This window comes from Acinetobacter sp. ANC_7682, from assembly GCF_056779795.1.
In genome coordinates this window covers 56,297-71,165 of sequence record NZ_JBWYIQ010000017.1, presented here as the reverse complement: position 1 = coordinate 71,165, position 14,869 = coordinate 56,297, and the positions used below count along the sequence as shown (strand labels likewise).

16 protein-coding genes are annotated in these 14,869 nt (G+C 39.1%); 6 read left to right on the top strand and 10 right to left on the bottom strand.

Annotated elements, in window-relative coordinates; genetic code table 11:
- Positions 1 to 44: 44 nt before the first annotated feature.
- The 3 genes from pilV to ispH all read right to left on the bottom strand — a co-directional run bounded on the left by pilV (position 45) and on the right by ispH (position 1,983).
- On the bottom strand, positions 45 to 449 hold the full coding sequence (gene pilV, locus AC1M9D_RS08480; protein ID WP_481611934.1) for a type IV pilus modification protein PilV: 405 nt from the start codon (positions 447 to 449) through the stop codon (positions 45 to 47).
- Positions 449 to 880 (bottom strand): pilus assembly FimT family protein, encoded by a 432-nt coding sequence (locus tag AC1M9D_RS08475; protein WP_481611933.1) that lies wholly within the window; start codon positions 878 to 880, stop codon positions 449 to 451. The genes pilV and AC1M9D_RS08475 overlap by 1 nt, the downstream gene beginning before the upstream one ends.
- A gap of 152 nt (positions 881 to 1,032) precedes the next feature.
- Positions 1,033 to 1,983: a 4-hydroxy-3-methylbut-2-enyl diphosphate reductase gene (gene ispH / locus AC1M9D_RS08470; protein ID WP_092766665.1), complete on the bottom strand. Its 951-nt coding sequence runs from the start codon at positions 1,981 to 1,983 to the stop codon at positions 1,033 to 1,035.
- 134 nt (positions 1,984 to 2,117) lie between these two features.
- Here ispH and gmk point away from each other — a divergent pair, with 134 nt between their 5' ends.
- The 6 genes from gmk to bfr all read left to right on the top strand — a co-directional run bounded on the left by gmk (position 2,118) and on the right by bfr (position 6,904).
- The gene (gmk, locus tag AC1M9D_RS08465; RefSeq protein WP_035264330.1) at positions 2,118 to 2,738 is read left to right on the top strand and encodes a guanylate kinase; all 621 of its coding nucleotides are present in this window, start codon (positions 2,118 to 2,120) and stop codon (positions 2,736 to 2,738) included.
- Positions 2,739 to 2,813: 75 nt separating this feature from the next.
- A complete protein-coding gene (rpoZ, locus tag AC1M9D_RS08460; protein WP_035264331.1) occupies positions 2,814 to 3,095 on the top strand; it encodes a DNA-directed RNA polymerase subunit omega in 282 nt (93 codons plus the stop codon).
- A gap of 203 nt (positions 3,096 to 3,298) precedes the next feature.
- On the top strand, positions 3,299 to 5,401 hold the full coding sequence (locus tag AC1M9D_RS08455; RefSeq protein ID WP_481590097.1) for a RelA/SpoT family protein: 2,103 nt from the start codon (positions 3,299 to 3,301) through the stop codon (positions 5,399 to 5,401).
- Positions 5,402 to 5,477: 76 nt separating this feature from the next.
- Entirely contained in the window at positions 5,478 to 5,861 is a 384-nt protein-coding gene (locus tag AC1M9D_RS08450; protein ID WP_035264336.1) for a RidA family protein, read from the top strand.
- A gap of 153 nt (positions 5,862 to 6,014) precedes the next feature.
- Positions 6,015 to 6,209: a bacterioferritin-associated ferredoxin gene (locus AC1M9D_RS08445; RefSeq protein ID WP_035264349.1), complete on the top strand. Its 195-nt coding sequence runs from the start codon at positions 6,015 to 6,017 to the stop codon at positions 6,207 to 6,209.
- Between the two features lie 230 nt (positions 6,210 to 6,439).
- Positions 6,440 to 6,904, top strand: coding sequence for a heteropolymeric bacterioferritin subunit Bfr (gene bfr, locus AC1M9D_RS08440; protein ID WP_481611932.1), 465 nt, complete (start codon positions 6,440 to 6,442; stop codon positions 6,902 to 6,904).
- A 36-nt stretch (positions 6,905 to 6,940) separates the two neighbouring features.
- Here the strand turns inward: bfr and AC1M9D_RS08435 are convergent, their stop codons facing one another.
- The 7 genes from AC1M9D_RS08435 to infB form a co-directional block, all read right to left on the bottom strand.
- Positions 6,941 to 8,563 carry a PglL family O-oligosaccharyltransferase gene (locus tag AC1M9D_RS08435; protein WP_481611931.1) on the bottom strand — a complete coding sequence of 541 codons (1,623 nt, stop codon included), beginning with the start codon at positions 8,561 to 8,563 and terminating at the stop codon, positions 6,941 to 6,943.
- Positions 8,564 to 8,668: 105 nt separating this feature from the next.
- The gene (locus AC1M9D_RS08430; protein ID WP_481611930.1) at positions 8,669 to 9,166 is read right to left on the bottom strand and encodes a pilin; all 498 of its coding nucleotides are present in this window, start codon (positions 9,164 to 9,166) and stop codon (positions 8,669 to 8,671) included.
- 182 nt (positions 9,167 to 9,348) lie between these two features.
- A complete protein-coding gene (locus AC1M9D_RS08425; RefSeq protein ID WP_481611929.1) occupies positions 9,349 to 9,909 on the bottom strand; it encodes a TPM domain-containing protein in 561 nt (186 codons plus the stop codon).
- Positions 9,903 to 10,973 carry a TPM domain-containing protein gene (locus tag AC1M9D_RS08420; RefSeq protein WP_481611928.1) on the bottom strand — a complete coding sequence of 357 codons (1,071 nt, stop codon included), beginning with the start codon at positions 10,971 to 10,973 and terminating at the stop codon, positions 9,903 to 9,905. Before AC1M9D_RS08420 ends, AC1M9D_RS08425 begins: the two co-directional genes overlap by 7 nt.
- A 24-nt stretch (positions 10,974 to 10,997) precedes the next feature.
- Positions 10,998 to 11,588: a LemA family protein gene (locus AC1M9D_RS08415; RefSeq protein ID WP_481611927.1), complete on the bottom strand. Its 591-nt coding sequence runs from the start codon at positions 11,586 to 11,588 to the stop codon at positions 10,998 to 11,000.
- Between the two features lie 151 nt (positions 11,589 to 11,739).
- Positions 11,740 to 12,144: a ribosome-binding factor A gene (locus AC1M9D_RS08410; RefSeq protein ID WP_035266025.1), complete on the bottom strand. Its 405-nt coding sequence runs from the start codon at positions 12,142 to 12,144 to the stop codon at positions 11,740 to 11,742.
- Positions 12,144 to 14,858 carry a translation initiation factor IF-2 gene (gene infB, locus AC1M9D_RS08405; RefSeq protein WP_481611926.1) on the bottom strand — a complete coding sequence of 905 codons (2,715 nt, stop codon included), beginning with the start codon at positions 14,856 to 14,858 and terminating at the stop codon, positions 12,144 to 12,146. Before infB ends, AC1M9D_RS08410 begins: the two co-directional genes overlap by 1 nt.
- Positions 14,859 to 14,869 lie beyond the last annotated feature (11 nt).

Below are 14,869 nucleotides of genomic sequence, written 5' to 3'. Positions count from 1 at the left end.
TGGTTGTACGGTAGATTTTAGAGGCAGGCTTATTCATTTTGAAATTATATTGCTGAATAAGCTTTTGATGCTAGGTTTGTGCAACAAAGCCTTTTGATACTCATACCAAGACCATTGGCATTTTTTATTATCTGGGCAGCATCATAATGGGCAAAATCGGCTGCTTGAACACATGGATTCGTCGTTCCTTTTTGCACACATGATTTGGCTGTAGTTGTTTGTGTTTCTGCATTTATTCTGGCTTGATACTGAGTATAAGCATTTGAGTTCGCACGTATCTTCTCAGATAAGTCACGTGCTAAATTCATGGCTTGTAATTTAGACATTGCTTCATGTGAAGCATCAATTGCGCGCATTTGTAAAAATGAAAACCCCAATACACCAATGGCCAAAACCAATAAGGCAACTAGAATTTCAATCATTCCTACCCCCTGTTGCGCAGCACGCATTAGCATGTCCCCTCTGCTTTTAAATATTGTGTTCCCATTCTTGTAATTGCTATCGTTTTAGAAACACCTAACACCTTATTACAAATAGAAAAATTTATGTCAGATGTAAAGTCAGAAATTCCCCCATCCATCCAGAATGTGACTTTTTCTTGTGATGAAGTCAATTTATTTTGCGCTTTTGGTGTCCAATGAAAGATTGTACTGCTATCTGATTGATTCGACTGAAGATCTACAGTCACATCTTTTCTTAACAATGTTGCTTGATTACGCGCCATCATCAGCACGTTTGATAATTCACGCACATCTGAATTTAGGCGATATTGCGCAACAATATTTTTAAAAGATGGAATAGCCATGGTTGCTGTGATTGATAGCACAATTGTGGTAATCAACAGCTCAATAATGGTAAAGCCCCGTTGTAAGTCTTTCATATTCAAACTTTTGTATTTATTTATTAATGTTACAAAAGTAATATTTTATAATTATAAAGCCAACATAGTTATGATAAATGGTATGAAAATGAGGATAAGATCACACTTTTAAAATCTGTTCACTTATCCTGTATGTCATTGATAATTCATTATTAAGCTTGAGTAACTTGAATTCTCAATTCTTTAGGCAAGCTAAAGGTTATATTCTCCTCTCGCCCATTTAATTCCTGTGGTGACGTAGCGCCCCAATCTTGTAGACGCTGAATCACTTGTTTAATCAAAATTTCAGGTGCTGAAGCACCTGCGGTAACACCAATTTTAGTGGTTTCAGCAAACCATTCTTTTTTCAGCTCATCCGCATTATCCACGAGATAAGCATGCTTACCCATTCGCTCTGCCAATTCGCGAAGACGATTAGAGTTCGAAGAGTTTGGAGAACCAACCACTAAAACGACATCACATTGAGTCGCTAAATCACGGACCGCATCTTGACGGTTTTGAGTTGCATAACAGATATCATCTTTACGTGGCCCTTGGATGGCTGGGAATTTAGCACGTAAAGCATCAATGACTTTTGCAGTATCATCAATTGAAAGTGTCGTTTGAGTGACAAATGCTAACTTATTAGGATTATTCACCTGTAAAGCAGCAACATCATCTTCATCTTCAACCAGATAAATTGCACCACCATTTTTCAGATCATATTGACCCATGGTGCCTTCAACTTCAGGATGCCCTTCATGACCAATCAGAATGGCTTCAATCCCTTCACGCGCATATTTTGTGACTTCGATATGCACTTTTGTCACGAGAGGACACGTGGCATCAAATACTTTTAGTCCACGGCGCTCAGCTTCTTGCTGCACAGCTTTTGATACACCATGTGCACTAAAAATCACGATATTGTCATCAGGAACTTCATCTAATTCATCTACAAAAATTGCACCACGTTGGCGTAAATCGTCCACAACAAATTTGTTATGTACCACTTCATGACGAACGTAAATGGGAGGATTAAAGCTTTCAAGTGCACGATTAACGATCGCAATAGCGCGGTCTACACCAGCACAGAAACCACGTGGATTAGCTAAAACAATTTCCATAAGACCCTCAAACGATCGCTAAAATTTGGTCAATGAATCAGAATATTTTTTAAAACAAATGCGAATTGCTATTTAGTTTAAAAGCACTCTGCTCTAAAATAGAGAAGATATTTTATCATATCAGGAAAAATATCATGTCGGGTCTCTTGTTTGTCGTTTCAGCTGCTTCTGGAACTGGCAAAACATCATTAGTTAAAGCCCTACTTGAGCGCGTAAGCAATTTACACGTTTCTGTTTCACACACTACTCGAGGTCAACGTCCTGGTGAATTAGATGGTGTGCATTATCACTTTACCAGCAAAGAATCTTTCATTGAGCAAGTCAATCAAGGTGGTTTCATCGAATACGCGGAAGTTTTCGGTAACTACTACGGCACTTCACAAGCGACTGTAAAAGAACAACTTGCAAAAGGTCATGATGTTTTACTTGAAATTGATTGGCAAGGTGCAGAACAGGTTCGCAAACTTTTTCCTGAATCAAAACAAATTTTCATTCTTCCACCTACACAATTTGATCTTCGACAACGCCTATCAAACCGCGGTACAGATTCTGTTGAAGTGATTGAACATCGCTTAAGTTGTGCGGTAGAAGATATGCAACAGTACGTAAACTTCGATTACATCATCTTGAATGATGATTTTAATAAAGCTTTACATGATCTTGAGTCTGTCATTAATGCGAACCGTCTTTCATTATCACAACAGGCTCACCGACATAAAGATTTAATTCAAAAATTAATCACACCGAATTCGTGATTAAACTTGAGTCTATAGACAAAGCATTTTATACTGCGCAGTCTGTTAAAAAATTTCATACATACGAGAACTCTTATGGCACGCGTAACCGTTGAAGATTGTTTAGACCATGTGGACAACCGCTTTGAGCTTGTACTAGTGGCAAGCAAACGCGCGCGTCAACTTGCTCGTCAAGGTATCGAACCAACTGTAGAATGGGACAATGACAAACCAACAGTGGTTGCTTTACGTGAAATCGCTGAAGGTCATGTCACTAAAGATATCTTGAAACAACGTGAGCAAGATTATCAAACGTCTAGCTTAGATTTAGCACTTTCTGCAAATAACTTAAACTTAGATGGTTTTTCTTTCCAATAAGCTTAAGACCTGCATTTAAAAGAGCCTAGTCCAATGACTAGGCTTTTTTATTGAATTTTTTTAGAGAATGATTCGACAAAATTGAAAAAATTTGTTAAAAAAATTAGATCTATTCTCTATTTAAAAATAGAGCATTGTAGCAATATGAATTTTTAGTAAAGTCTTTTACTTTTTACTCTCTTCCACGGATTCAAAGGTGTAGTATGCCAGGCCCATTGGTCAGCCAAGCTAAGCAACAGCTAAAAGTCATCATCGACGCGTATTTATCTGAAAAGGACGTCGACAGAGTACTTGTGGCCTGCGATTATGCTGACATGGCGCATGATGGTATTACACGCAAAAGCGGTGAACCCTATATTCTGCATCCGATAGCCGTAAGTTGTATTCTGGCGCATATGCGCCTAGACCCAGAAACGTTGATGGCAGCACTACTGCACGATGTCATTGAAGATACCGACTTTAGCAAAGAAGACATTACTGAAAAATTTGGCAAAACAGTGGCTGAGCTGGTCGATGGTGTTACGAAATTAAGCCACTCTAGTGACAAAGAATATAATAAAGCAGCCTCATTCCGAAAAATCCTACAAGCCACATTACAAGATCCTCGTGTGATCATCATTAAACTTTCAGATCGTTACCACAATATGACGACTTTGGAAGCTTTAAGACCGGATAAACGTGCCCGTATTGCACAAGAAACTTTTGATATATTTGTGCCAATGGCGCGTTTGGTCGGCATGAATGAAATGGCTGACAATCTTGAACACCTCTGCTATCAAAATCTTGATTTAGATATGTTCAATGATGTACAAGATGCTTTGGCGCAAACCAAACCGCAACGCTGTAAGTACCAAGCCATTTGGGAAAAGCATTTGAGCGATCTCTTGGAAAACTCCAATATTCCTGGGCGGATTAAAAAGAAAAACAATAACATTGAATTATTACGCCACTTTGTTAAAAACGAAATTAACCTTCAAGAACTCACACATAGTCATGCGTTTGAAATCGTACTCCAGACCATTGCCGATTGCGATCGTTTAGTTGAGTTGTTAAAAGATAATTTCCAAGTTTTAAATTACCAAGATCATATCCGCCGCCCTCTTCCTGGTGGCAATCAATCCTTGATGCTTCGTTTGAAAGGCGAGAAAACCACGCTTTCGCTCACCATTCAAACTGAACTTATGCGTAAGGCTGCGCGATTTGGTGTGGTATTAGGTGAAAATGCTCCTCAAACATGCCGATCTGCCATTCAGGCATCTATGCAGAATTTGCATACCTTAGTCGGTGGCGACTGTGCAAAGACCACGTTTAATGATCTATTGGATTATCTACATCAAGAAAAAATATGGGTCTATACTCCTCAAGGTCACTTACATGAGTTACCACAAGGAGCGACAGCAGTAGATTTCGCTTACTCTGCAAGCTTGTTCTTAGGTAACCATGCAGTAGGCTGTAAAATTGATGGTGAAATCAAACCGCTTTCTACACCACTCTCCAGTGGTCAAGTCATTGAGGTGATTACAGATGTTCTCGCTTCACCCAACCCTGATTGGCTGAGCTTTATCAACACTCAAAAAGCGAGACGCTCTATTCAAAATATTTTGCGAGACCAAGATATTGATGAACAGCGCCTCGTCGGTCAACAAGCCTTAAATCGTGCATTAAAGTTATTTAATACCTCTATTCATGATTTAACCGATCAAAATTGGACTGAACTATTACAATGGCGCCATATTCCAACCAAGAATCAACTTTTTGAACAAATTGCTGTAGGTGATTTGCTCCCACAACTTGTGGCGAACCATCTCTTTGCTCAAGATCATCATCAAGATCAAGCATCAAGTCGCCTGATCTTAGGTACTGATGGTGTAGATGTAAAATATGCCCATTGTTGTAATGCAGTGCTAGGCGATCCTATTCAGGGACATTTATCTCGCCGCGGTCTTATTGTTCACCGTGCTCGCTGTAAGAACCTTCTACACGAACAACAGTTACACCCTGAAAATATTATGCCGTTGCACTGGAAAGATGAAGGTGAATCAGAAATCAACTTCAATGCTTACTTGTGTATCGATCTATTATTAAGTGATGAGCAAATTTCAGAACTGATTTATATCTGCCGTAAATCAAAAATAGGAATCGAGTCCGTTCGAAAATACGATTCAAAAACCTATCTGAGTATTGTTGTTCATAGTCGTCAGCAAATTGCGCAAATCATTCGTGAACTCCGCATGCAATTTGGTTTTCCGCGTATTTCACGCATGTCAGCTCCTCTTGCGGTTGAAGAAGTCTCACAAGCTTGCTAAACAAATACAGATTAGAGCTTTCACCTATAGTGTTCATCCTTTATGATGAAGCTAGATTTGAATAATGGAGAAATAGATGTCCCGCCAAGTCATTCATACTGAAAATGCACCTGCTGCAATTGGTACTTACTCTCAAGCCATTCTTGTCGGCGATACACTTTATCTTTCAGGACAAATTGGATTAGATCCATATAGCATGGAATTGGTTGAGGGCATTGAAGCTCAAATTCGTCGTGTATTTGATAATCTAAAAGCAGTTTGTGAAGCTGCTGGTGGTTCTTTAGCTGATATTGCCAAACTGAATATTTTCCTCACTGATTTATCTCACTTTCAATTGGTAAACCAAATTATGGGTGAATATTTCGCTCAGCCGTATCCAGCGCGTGCAGCATTAGGCGTTGCAAGTTTACCTAAAGGCGCACTGGTTGAAATGGATGGTGTTGTGATTATTTCTAAATAATTTCAATATCTTAAAAAATACCACCTATGAGGTGGTATTTTTTTATCTAGAAAATCGATGAATTAAACAGCATTTTTAAATGAATTTCATTGACAAACGATAATAATTATCAATAATATCAACTATCGCATTTATCCTTGTGGTTGAGCAGAAATGTACGTTTGTTTATGTCGTGGAATTACAGATCAAGATATTAAAGATGCTATGGCAAATGGCGCTGAATCTTATCGTGAAATTCGTGACTTGCTTGACCTAGGCACTTGTTGTGGACGCTGTGTTCCTGAAGCACGCAGTATTATTAATGAAGAACTTGCTGAAATAGCTGCCAGAATTTCAATCGCCGCTTAACCTTACATGTGCTAAAAAATAATAACAACTCATTCTATAACTATAATTCAGATTTCCAATTTCTCCCCCCGCTTTGACTCAGCGGGGTTATTTTTTGCAAAAGTGTATTTGATTGCGATTTTCATTTGCTGTTCAATAAATTACTCGTCAGGCTTTAGCAAGTTGGGTTAAGATAATCTCTATCGATAGCCTTCTATGATAGGCTGAATTTTGAGTTTGGAGCTAAGATCATGAAAGGCAGCCGTGACGTTATTCATCAGTTAAATCAGGTGCTTTACCACCATCTTACAGCCATCAACCAATATTTCTTACATTCACGTATGTTTAATGATTGGGGCATCGAACAACTCGGTTCAGCGGAATATAAAGAATCTATCCGTCAAATGAAGCATGCAGATAAAATTATTGAACGCATTTTATTTTTAGAAGGTCTTCCAAATCTTCAACATCTGGGTAAGCTCTATATTGGTCAACACGCCATTGAAGTGCTGCAATGCGATGTTCGGAAAGTAAAAGAAAATATTGAAACGATTCAAACTGCTGTGAAATTAGCAGAAGAACAACTCGATTATGTTACACGTGATTTAGTACAAGAGATTTTAGAAAAAGAAGAAGAGTATTTAGATTGGGCGACCACTCAACTCGATCTTGTCGATCAAGTCGGTGTAGAGAATTATATTCAAAGCCAAATTTAATGATTGAAATAAAAAAATCCCCTTTCGGGGATTTTTTTATTTCAATAAATCATCATACTCAATATGCTGCTTATGCAATGTTTCTAAAATCCATAATTGATACTTCGCTTCTTGCTCCTTCCCATTAAAAGCCAACACTTGTGCATACTTATGTAAATCATATTTTGATGCCAAGTTTGCAACCATTCGCTCTATATCAGCAAGTTGTTGTTCTGTCATTTCAGTTTTAGGATCTAGTCCAATCCACCACACACGCTCTTTAAATTGAGTAATCAACCAAATTTGCTTTTGCATGGTGTGTTGCTGATCTACTGTTAAAGCTTCAGTCTTTGATGCGAGTACACTTTGCTCTTTATATAAAAAATAATCTCGTGTCGTAACTAAAGCCCCAACAATCGTGATAAGACCAATCACTGCGAACACTCGACCATTCACTTTTAATGAAGGCAAATTTGTATATTGCGCCTGAATGATGCCCAGTAAAAAACCTGCTGGAAGTAGAAAATAAGCATAATGCAAAGGAAACTCTAACATGCCATGAATGAGGATTGCACATACCATTAATGTTGCAATGATCGAGATATTATCCTTCACCCCTTTATTGAGCCAAAGTAGCCAAGCTGTAAAGTACAGAAGAATAAGCCCACCTAGAATCAAGCCATTCCAGACCAATAAGTCTAGAATCATGTTGTGTGCACTTTTATACCAAAGTGAAACTTGGAAGGTATCGGTAATATAGTATTGTGCTAAGCCTGTTTGATTCCATCCATACCCCCACCATGGTTGATGCAGAATTGCAGCTATCATTTGTTGCCACATATCTAGACGAATATCACCTGCACCTTTTGCCACTATTGCTGAGCCTTGAACAGCAGTTTGAGTATCTGTAACAGCAAAAAGCCATTGATTAAGAGATGCTAAATTGGATGAAAGTAATATAAATAAGCCAACCCATAATGCGAGATGGATATGAGAAAATCGATTCTGTTTTTTGACTTGTTTGATTAACCAATAGATCACAATAAAAGCGCAAACGATAATACTTGTTCGAGATTGTGCTAACACCACACCAAACAGTGTGATTAAAGACATTGGCACAAGAAAAAAACTAGAAATTATTTTCTTTTCAAATAGATAAATACTACTTAATAAACTTAGAATGAGTAATGTCGCTAAATTATTCGGCTGAGCTAAATTCGCATACGGGCGATTGCCGTTAAATGAATAAATAATACCTGAAAAGAAGGTATGCATATCCAACCACTGTAGTACAGCAAATATAGCTGAGATAACTCCGACTGAAACAAATGTTAAACAGGTAATTTTAAATACTTGTTCTCTATTTTTCTGCTCAAGGCAAAGTTGATATCCACCAATGACCATCAATACAAAGAACAGAATATACGCAAAACTAAATAAAGCATTGCTGAAATAGATGTTCTGTCCGAAAATAAATTGAATAAGAGGAATACTTAGAAATGGCAATAAATAAAGCTGTGGTTTTGAAATTTTTACTTTAGATTTTGTTAAGCCTAGTAATAGAAATGATGCTGCAATAAACGTCAGTATTTCTGAGCCAAAAGTCGGCCAAGGCGAGCGATGGTAAGGGAGGAGCCAAGCAACCATTAACAAAAAGATGCTTAAAGCAAAAAAATTCATGTTTTCAATACTAAAAAATAATTCAATATACAACGTTAAAAAAAAAAGTAAATATTTGATAAAAAATGCGCCCTGAAGGCGCATTTCTAATGCTCTTAAACTATATTATAGTGCTTCACAAGACTTTGGAGCTAATGTTAAAGGAGCGTTAGTTTTACATGTCCACTCGCCTGTAGATTCAGTAACTTCAGGATTTTCACCATTAGCAGCAGCAGCATTTTGATCTGCAGTACGATACCATCCAATTGTTTTTCCATTAATCTTAGAAGAACCTTTCAGTGTACATACAACCGATGCAGCACCAGTACTTGTTACTGAAACAGCAATACCCGGAACTGCACTTTCTCCACTTCCTGTACCTACACACGTACCAGTACTGTCTTTAAGTCCAACAGATGCAGGTGTAGTTAAGGTATTAGTAATTCCATCTGCTAATTGCGCCTCAATATTTGTTTTAGCGCCAGTGATATCAGCTAAACCAACTGAAACTTGTGATTTAGCAACATAGTTTTGATAAGCAGGAATCGCAATCGCTGCAAGAATACCGATAATTGCAACAACAATCATTAACTCGATTAAAGTAAAACCTTTTTGAGCGTTCATAACATCTCTCCTAATTTTTTAAGTTCAAAGTTAACAACCTATCCCCAAAATAGATTTTGTTGTTGCTAACTAACTGATGCTATTTTCGGATAACGCTTTAAGGTTGCCAATAAATAATTTTCAAATTTATTTTTAATGTTAATTTATGTAAAAAAGTGACATTTTTTGTCACTTTTCTTAAATCAATTTAAAATAATTGGCTGATTACTGAGCTCATTTTCCAAATCTTGCACTTTATCATCATAAAAACGATTCAAAATTTCCCCGACTTCCATCACACCAACAATAACACCCTGTTTATAATTTTTATTTTTTAGCTTATTAATCATGTGATCACAGATTGCTTGCCAATCCTGTTGCGTTGTGACCTTTTGAATTCCACGATCAATCACAATTTCAACTTTCTGTTCACATAGATTTAAATATATCAGTACACCACTATTAAACTCTGTATCCCATACACCTAATTCAGCAAAAAGTTGTTCTGCTCGCTGACGAGTATTCATTGAATAAGCCAAGGCACATGGAATATATCCCTCTATGACCACTTGAATCTCACCAACATGCCCTTGTTCCGCATGTTTCACCGCCTCAGCAATTGCATTTTGATCCATTTTGGAAAAATAACGTTTAGATGCAGGCAAATAACAAAAGTGCTTAATCCAACGCTTGAAGCTCGGTTGAGATACTTGTTGCAACTTTGGTTCAGTGATAATTTCTGTCGTTTCAGTTTTTGTTACCATGAGCCTGACGCACCTCCCCCACCAAAGCCACCACCACCGCCACTAAATCCACCACCGCCAAATCCGCCTCGACCGCCACTGCCGCCGCGTCCTCCGCCAGATAAAAATGCTTGGAAAATCAACTGTGCAATTGATGTAAATAATAAAAAGAAAATTCCAATACCCACAATCAAGCTGATTAAAATCCCTGAACCGTAAATCATGCTCGCAGCAAAAGCAGTAACACCCGCGACCGAAGCACTTAAACGATTACCAATAATAAAAGAACCAATCACACCAGCAATCAAAATGAATAATACCGTGTTAAATGTCTTTTCTTTTGCATATTGTGCTTTTAAGGCTTGTTCTTGTCTAAGTTTCAGTTCTTCAGCGGCTTGTTGGGCAATTTCAGGATCAAGGTTAACGATTCGTTCAATTTCTCTGACTCCTGAAATTAAACCCTGTCCAAATTGATTGACTTTAAAGTAAGGCGTGATTTGTTCACGAATGATTCGACTCGCAACGATATCTGGAATGACACCTTCCAATCCATAGCCTGTTGCGATATGTAATCTTCTATCATTAATTGCCACCGCGATTAACAAGCCATTATCTTGTTGAGCAGAACCCAACCCCCAAGTCTGTGCAGTCCGCATTGCAAAATCAAAGATACCTTCCTGACCAGTTGTTGGAACGATGACGATCCCAATTTGAGCCTTACCCTCGCTATATAGACCGCGAATTATTGTATCAAGCTCCGACTTTTCTTGAGGAGAAAGTATATTCGCCTGATCTATCACAGGTTCATTTAATGTAGGAAGTTGACGTCGTGAGTCTCCTTCCTGCATATCATTTGAAACAGTAACAGGAGATACTGGTGTTGGTTTATTTTGCTGAGCACTTGATGATGGATTTGTTGAGTTGGGTTGAATCACTTTTCCCAGCACAATCGCGTCAGACTCATGATCTACTGCTGTTGCAGTTTCTGCATGAACCGTTTGCAATGTACAGGTCATCACAAAGACAAATAGCCATGAAATCAATTTCATACTATTGTGTCTAAGATGCTGTGTTCTCATGCTCATATTCATTAACTTCTAATCACTGATTTAATCAAAAGAAACATTCGGTGCCTTTTGTGCACTCGCTTCGGCACTAAAGTTTTCTTTTGCATCCATACCAATGACTTTTGCAGTTATGACTTGTGGGAATTGACGAACATAGGTGTTGTAATCTTGGACGGTAGAAATATAGCGATTACGCGCAACTGCTATACGGTTTTCTGTACCCTCTAATTGTACCTGCAAATCACGGAATTGCTCATTTGCTTTAAGATCTGGATAGTTCTCAGTCACTGCCAGCAAACGTGATAATGCACTTGTCATTTGTGATTGCGCTTCTTGGTATCGTTTAAACAATTCTGGATTTTCAAGTACTTCTTTATCAACTTTGAGCCCTGCAACATTTGCACGTGCCTCTGTGACTTCAGTTAAAACTTGTTCTTCATGTTCTGCATATCCTTTAACTACATTCACCAAATTCGGAATAAGGTCTGCTCGACGCTGGTATTGGTTTTGTACCTCAGACCATGATGCAGTCACCGCTTCATCTTTCGCTTGAAGTGTATTGTACCCACAACCTGTGAAAAGCAAGGAACTTGATAATGCGAGCACAACAGCTGATTTTTTTAAAATTTGCATGACATCAACCTCATTATTTATTTGTATTTGTTTAATTAAAAATATTGTATACGCAAATTCAAAATTGAATGTAGCATTTATTTTATGGCTTTAATTTATATAAAAACATTAAGATAAAAAAAGCCACCCTAAGGTGGCTTTTTGTTTGAAATTACTCTTCGTCTTTTTTATCGTCAGCTGGAGGTAAATCCTTCACAGCTTCAGCAATTAGACCAAACATGTAGTTTCCGTATGCATTAGTTTTATCATAATGGAAACGTAAACGAGGTGTGATACGTGTCTTAATACGACGACTCAGCTCATGGCGCAGAAAACCTGATGCTTTATTTAAAACATCTAGAGTATCTTTATTTGCTGCTTCACTTTGTTCATCACCAAGTTCACGCCCCATGACAGTGACATAAACTTCAGCATAGCCTAAATCTGGGCTCACTTTCACCGCTGAGATGGTCACAAGACCACCTAAGCGTGGATCTTTCAGCTCCTGACGGATAAGTTCAGACAATTCTCGCTGAACCGTGTCCGCCATACGCTTAAGACGTTGACTACCCGCCATTAAAGACTCCGTTTAATTAATTGAACATCATAGACTTCGATTTTATCGAGCACTTTGATGTCTTTATAGCCTTTGACTGCAAGACCACATTCCATACCAGCACGAACTTCTTCAACCACTTCTTTATAACGGCGAAGTGATTCGAGTTCACCTTGGAACACAACCACGTCATCACGTAAGACACGAATTGGTTTGTTACGGTGTAATAAGCCTTCAAGAACCATACAACCTGCTGCAGCACCAAATTTACTTGAGTGGAATACTTCACGTACTTCAGCCACACCAAGAATTGTTTCACGATGTTCTGGTGCAAGCTTACCACTCATTGCATCTTTCACATCATCAATCAATTGGTAAATGATTGAGTAGTAACGGATGTCGATACCATCTGCATCAGCTTTTTGGCGCGCTGTATTATCTGCACGAACGTTAAAGCCTAATAAGAATGCTTCAGAAGATTCTGCAAGTGTGACATCAGACTCAGTAATCGCACCAACACCTGAACCAATGACACGCACTTTCACTTCATCAGTTGAAAGTTCAGCCAATGCAACATGAAGCGCTTCCAATGTACCGCGAACATCTGTCTTCAGAACTACATTCACAATCGGCACATCTTTTTTGCCCATTGAAGCCATTAAGTTTTCAAGACGCATTGCAGATTGACGCTCTAAACGTTTCTGACGCTCACGATCCATACGTGCATCAGCCACTTCACGAGCTTTCTTCTCATCGTTAACAACAAGAACTTCATCACCCGCCATTGGCGCTTCTGGAAGACCTAAGATCTCAACTGGAATCGATGGACCTGCAGATTTAATACGTTGACCATTTTCATCAGTCATCGCACGTACACGACCGTAAGATGCACCAGCTAGAACAAGGTCACCTACTTTTAATGTACCATTTTGAACAAGAATCGAAGTAACCGCTCCACGGCCTTTATCAACACGCGCTTCGATTACAACACCTTGTGCCGCACCTTCTTCAGAAGCTTTAAGCTCTAGAAGTTCAGATTGAATCAAGATCAAGTCAAGAAGTTCATCAATACCTGCACCGGTGTGCGCAGAAACCATCGCGACAGGGACATCACCACCCCATTGCTCAGGTACGATTTCTTTAGTTGTCAATTCGTTCAATACACGATCTGGATCAGCAGATTCTTTATCCATCTTGTTGATTGCAACAATGATTGGCGTACCTGCTGCACGAGCATGGTCAATCGCTTCCGCTGTTTGTGGCATAACACCATCATCAGCTGCGACCACCAATACAACGATATCAGTTGCTTTCGCACCACGTGAACGCATCGCAGTAAATGCTGCGTGTCCCGGAGTATCCAAGAACGTGATAATACCTTTATCCGTTGTAACGTGATAAGCACCGATATGCTGTGTAATACCGCCCGCTTCACCTTGCGCTACTTTCGCACGACGAATACGATCAAGAAGCGATGTCTTACCATGGTCAACGTGACCCATGATAGTAACCACTGGTGGACGCGTTGTTTGTGCACCACGTGCTTCTTCAGCCGCCTCAAGCAAGTTATCTTCCGCTTGAGTATCTGATACTAGAACTGGGTTATGACCCATTTCTTCAACCACTAGAACTGCTGTATCTTGGTCGATTGATTGGTTTTGAGTGACAAGCTCACCCATTTTCATGAGTGTTTTAATTACTTCACGAACCTTAATCGCCATTTTTGCAGCAAGGTCAGCAACAACAATAGTTGCACCGATTTCAACATCATAAACTTGCTTTTTAACTGGCTTCTCGAAACCATGTTTATTAGCTTGGCTTGATTTCAAACCACGTTTATGAGAGTTGTCACGGAAAGATTGCTCTTCTTGACCACGACGACCACCTTTCTTAGGAGAACGTGCACCTGGTGTGTTATTACCACGCTTAATGTCACGGTCTTCTTTCGCAAATGAATCTTCGTATGCTTGACCAACAAGACCAGCAGCCAATGGAGAATCATCGACCACACGAATCGTTGCAGTTGCATCTTCATTAGAGTACTTAGAAGCCATCTGACGCATTTGTTCAAGCGTACGTTGTTGTGCTTCTTCAGCTGCTTTACGACGTGCTGCTTCTTCAACTGCTTTTAATTTAGCAGCTTCAGCTTCACGTGCTTTTTTCTGTTCTGTAGTTTCAGTTGGCTTAGTTGCTTGTTTAACAATCGGTTTATTTGTTGACTTGCGCTTAACCACAACCGCAGCTTTAGCAACTTCTTGCTTCTCACTCGATTGTTTCGCTGCAGCACGCATTGCATCTAAGTTCGCTTTCGCTTTACTTACTGCAGGTTGCGCCTTCTCTTCAGCTTGAACTGGTTTAACTTCAACTTTTTGCTGTGCTTTTGCTTCAGTTTCAGCTTTTGCTTTTGCCAATGCTTCAGCTTTAATTTGTTCAGGATCTGGCTTAGTGAACGTATGCTTCTTACGAACTTCTACGTTAATAGTTTTAGCTTTACCTGATGTACTTGCTACTTTTGCAGTACTCGTAGTTTTACGTTTCAACGTGATTTTTCCTGCGCTGCCGCTGTCTTGCCCATGCGCTTTTTTCAAATGAGCGACTAAACGGTCTTGCTGTTCTACTGAGATTGTGTCTTCTGCCTTAGATTGAGGCAACCCAGCATCTCGCACCTGATCTAATAGTTTTTCAACTGGAAGACCTACGCTGACTGCTAACTCTTTAATTGACTTATCCGTCATGTATGACCTCC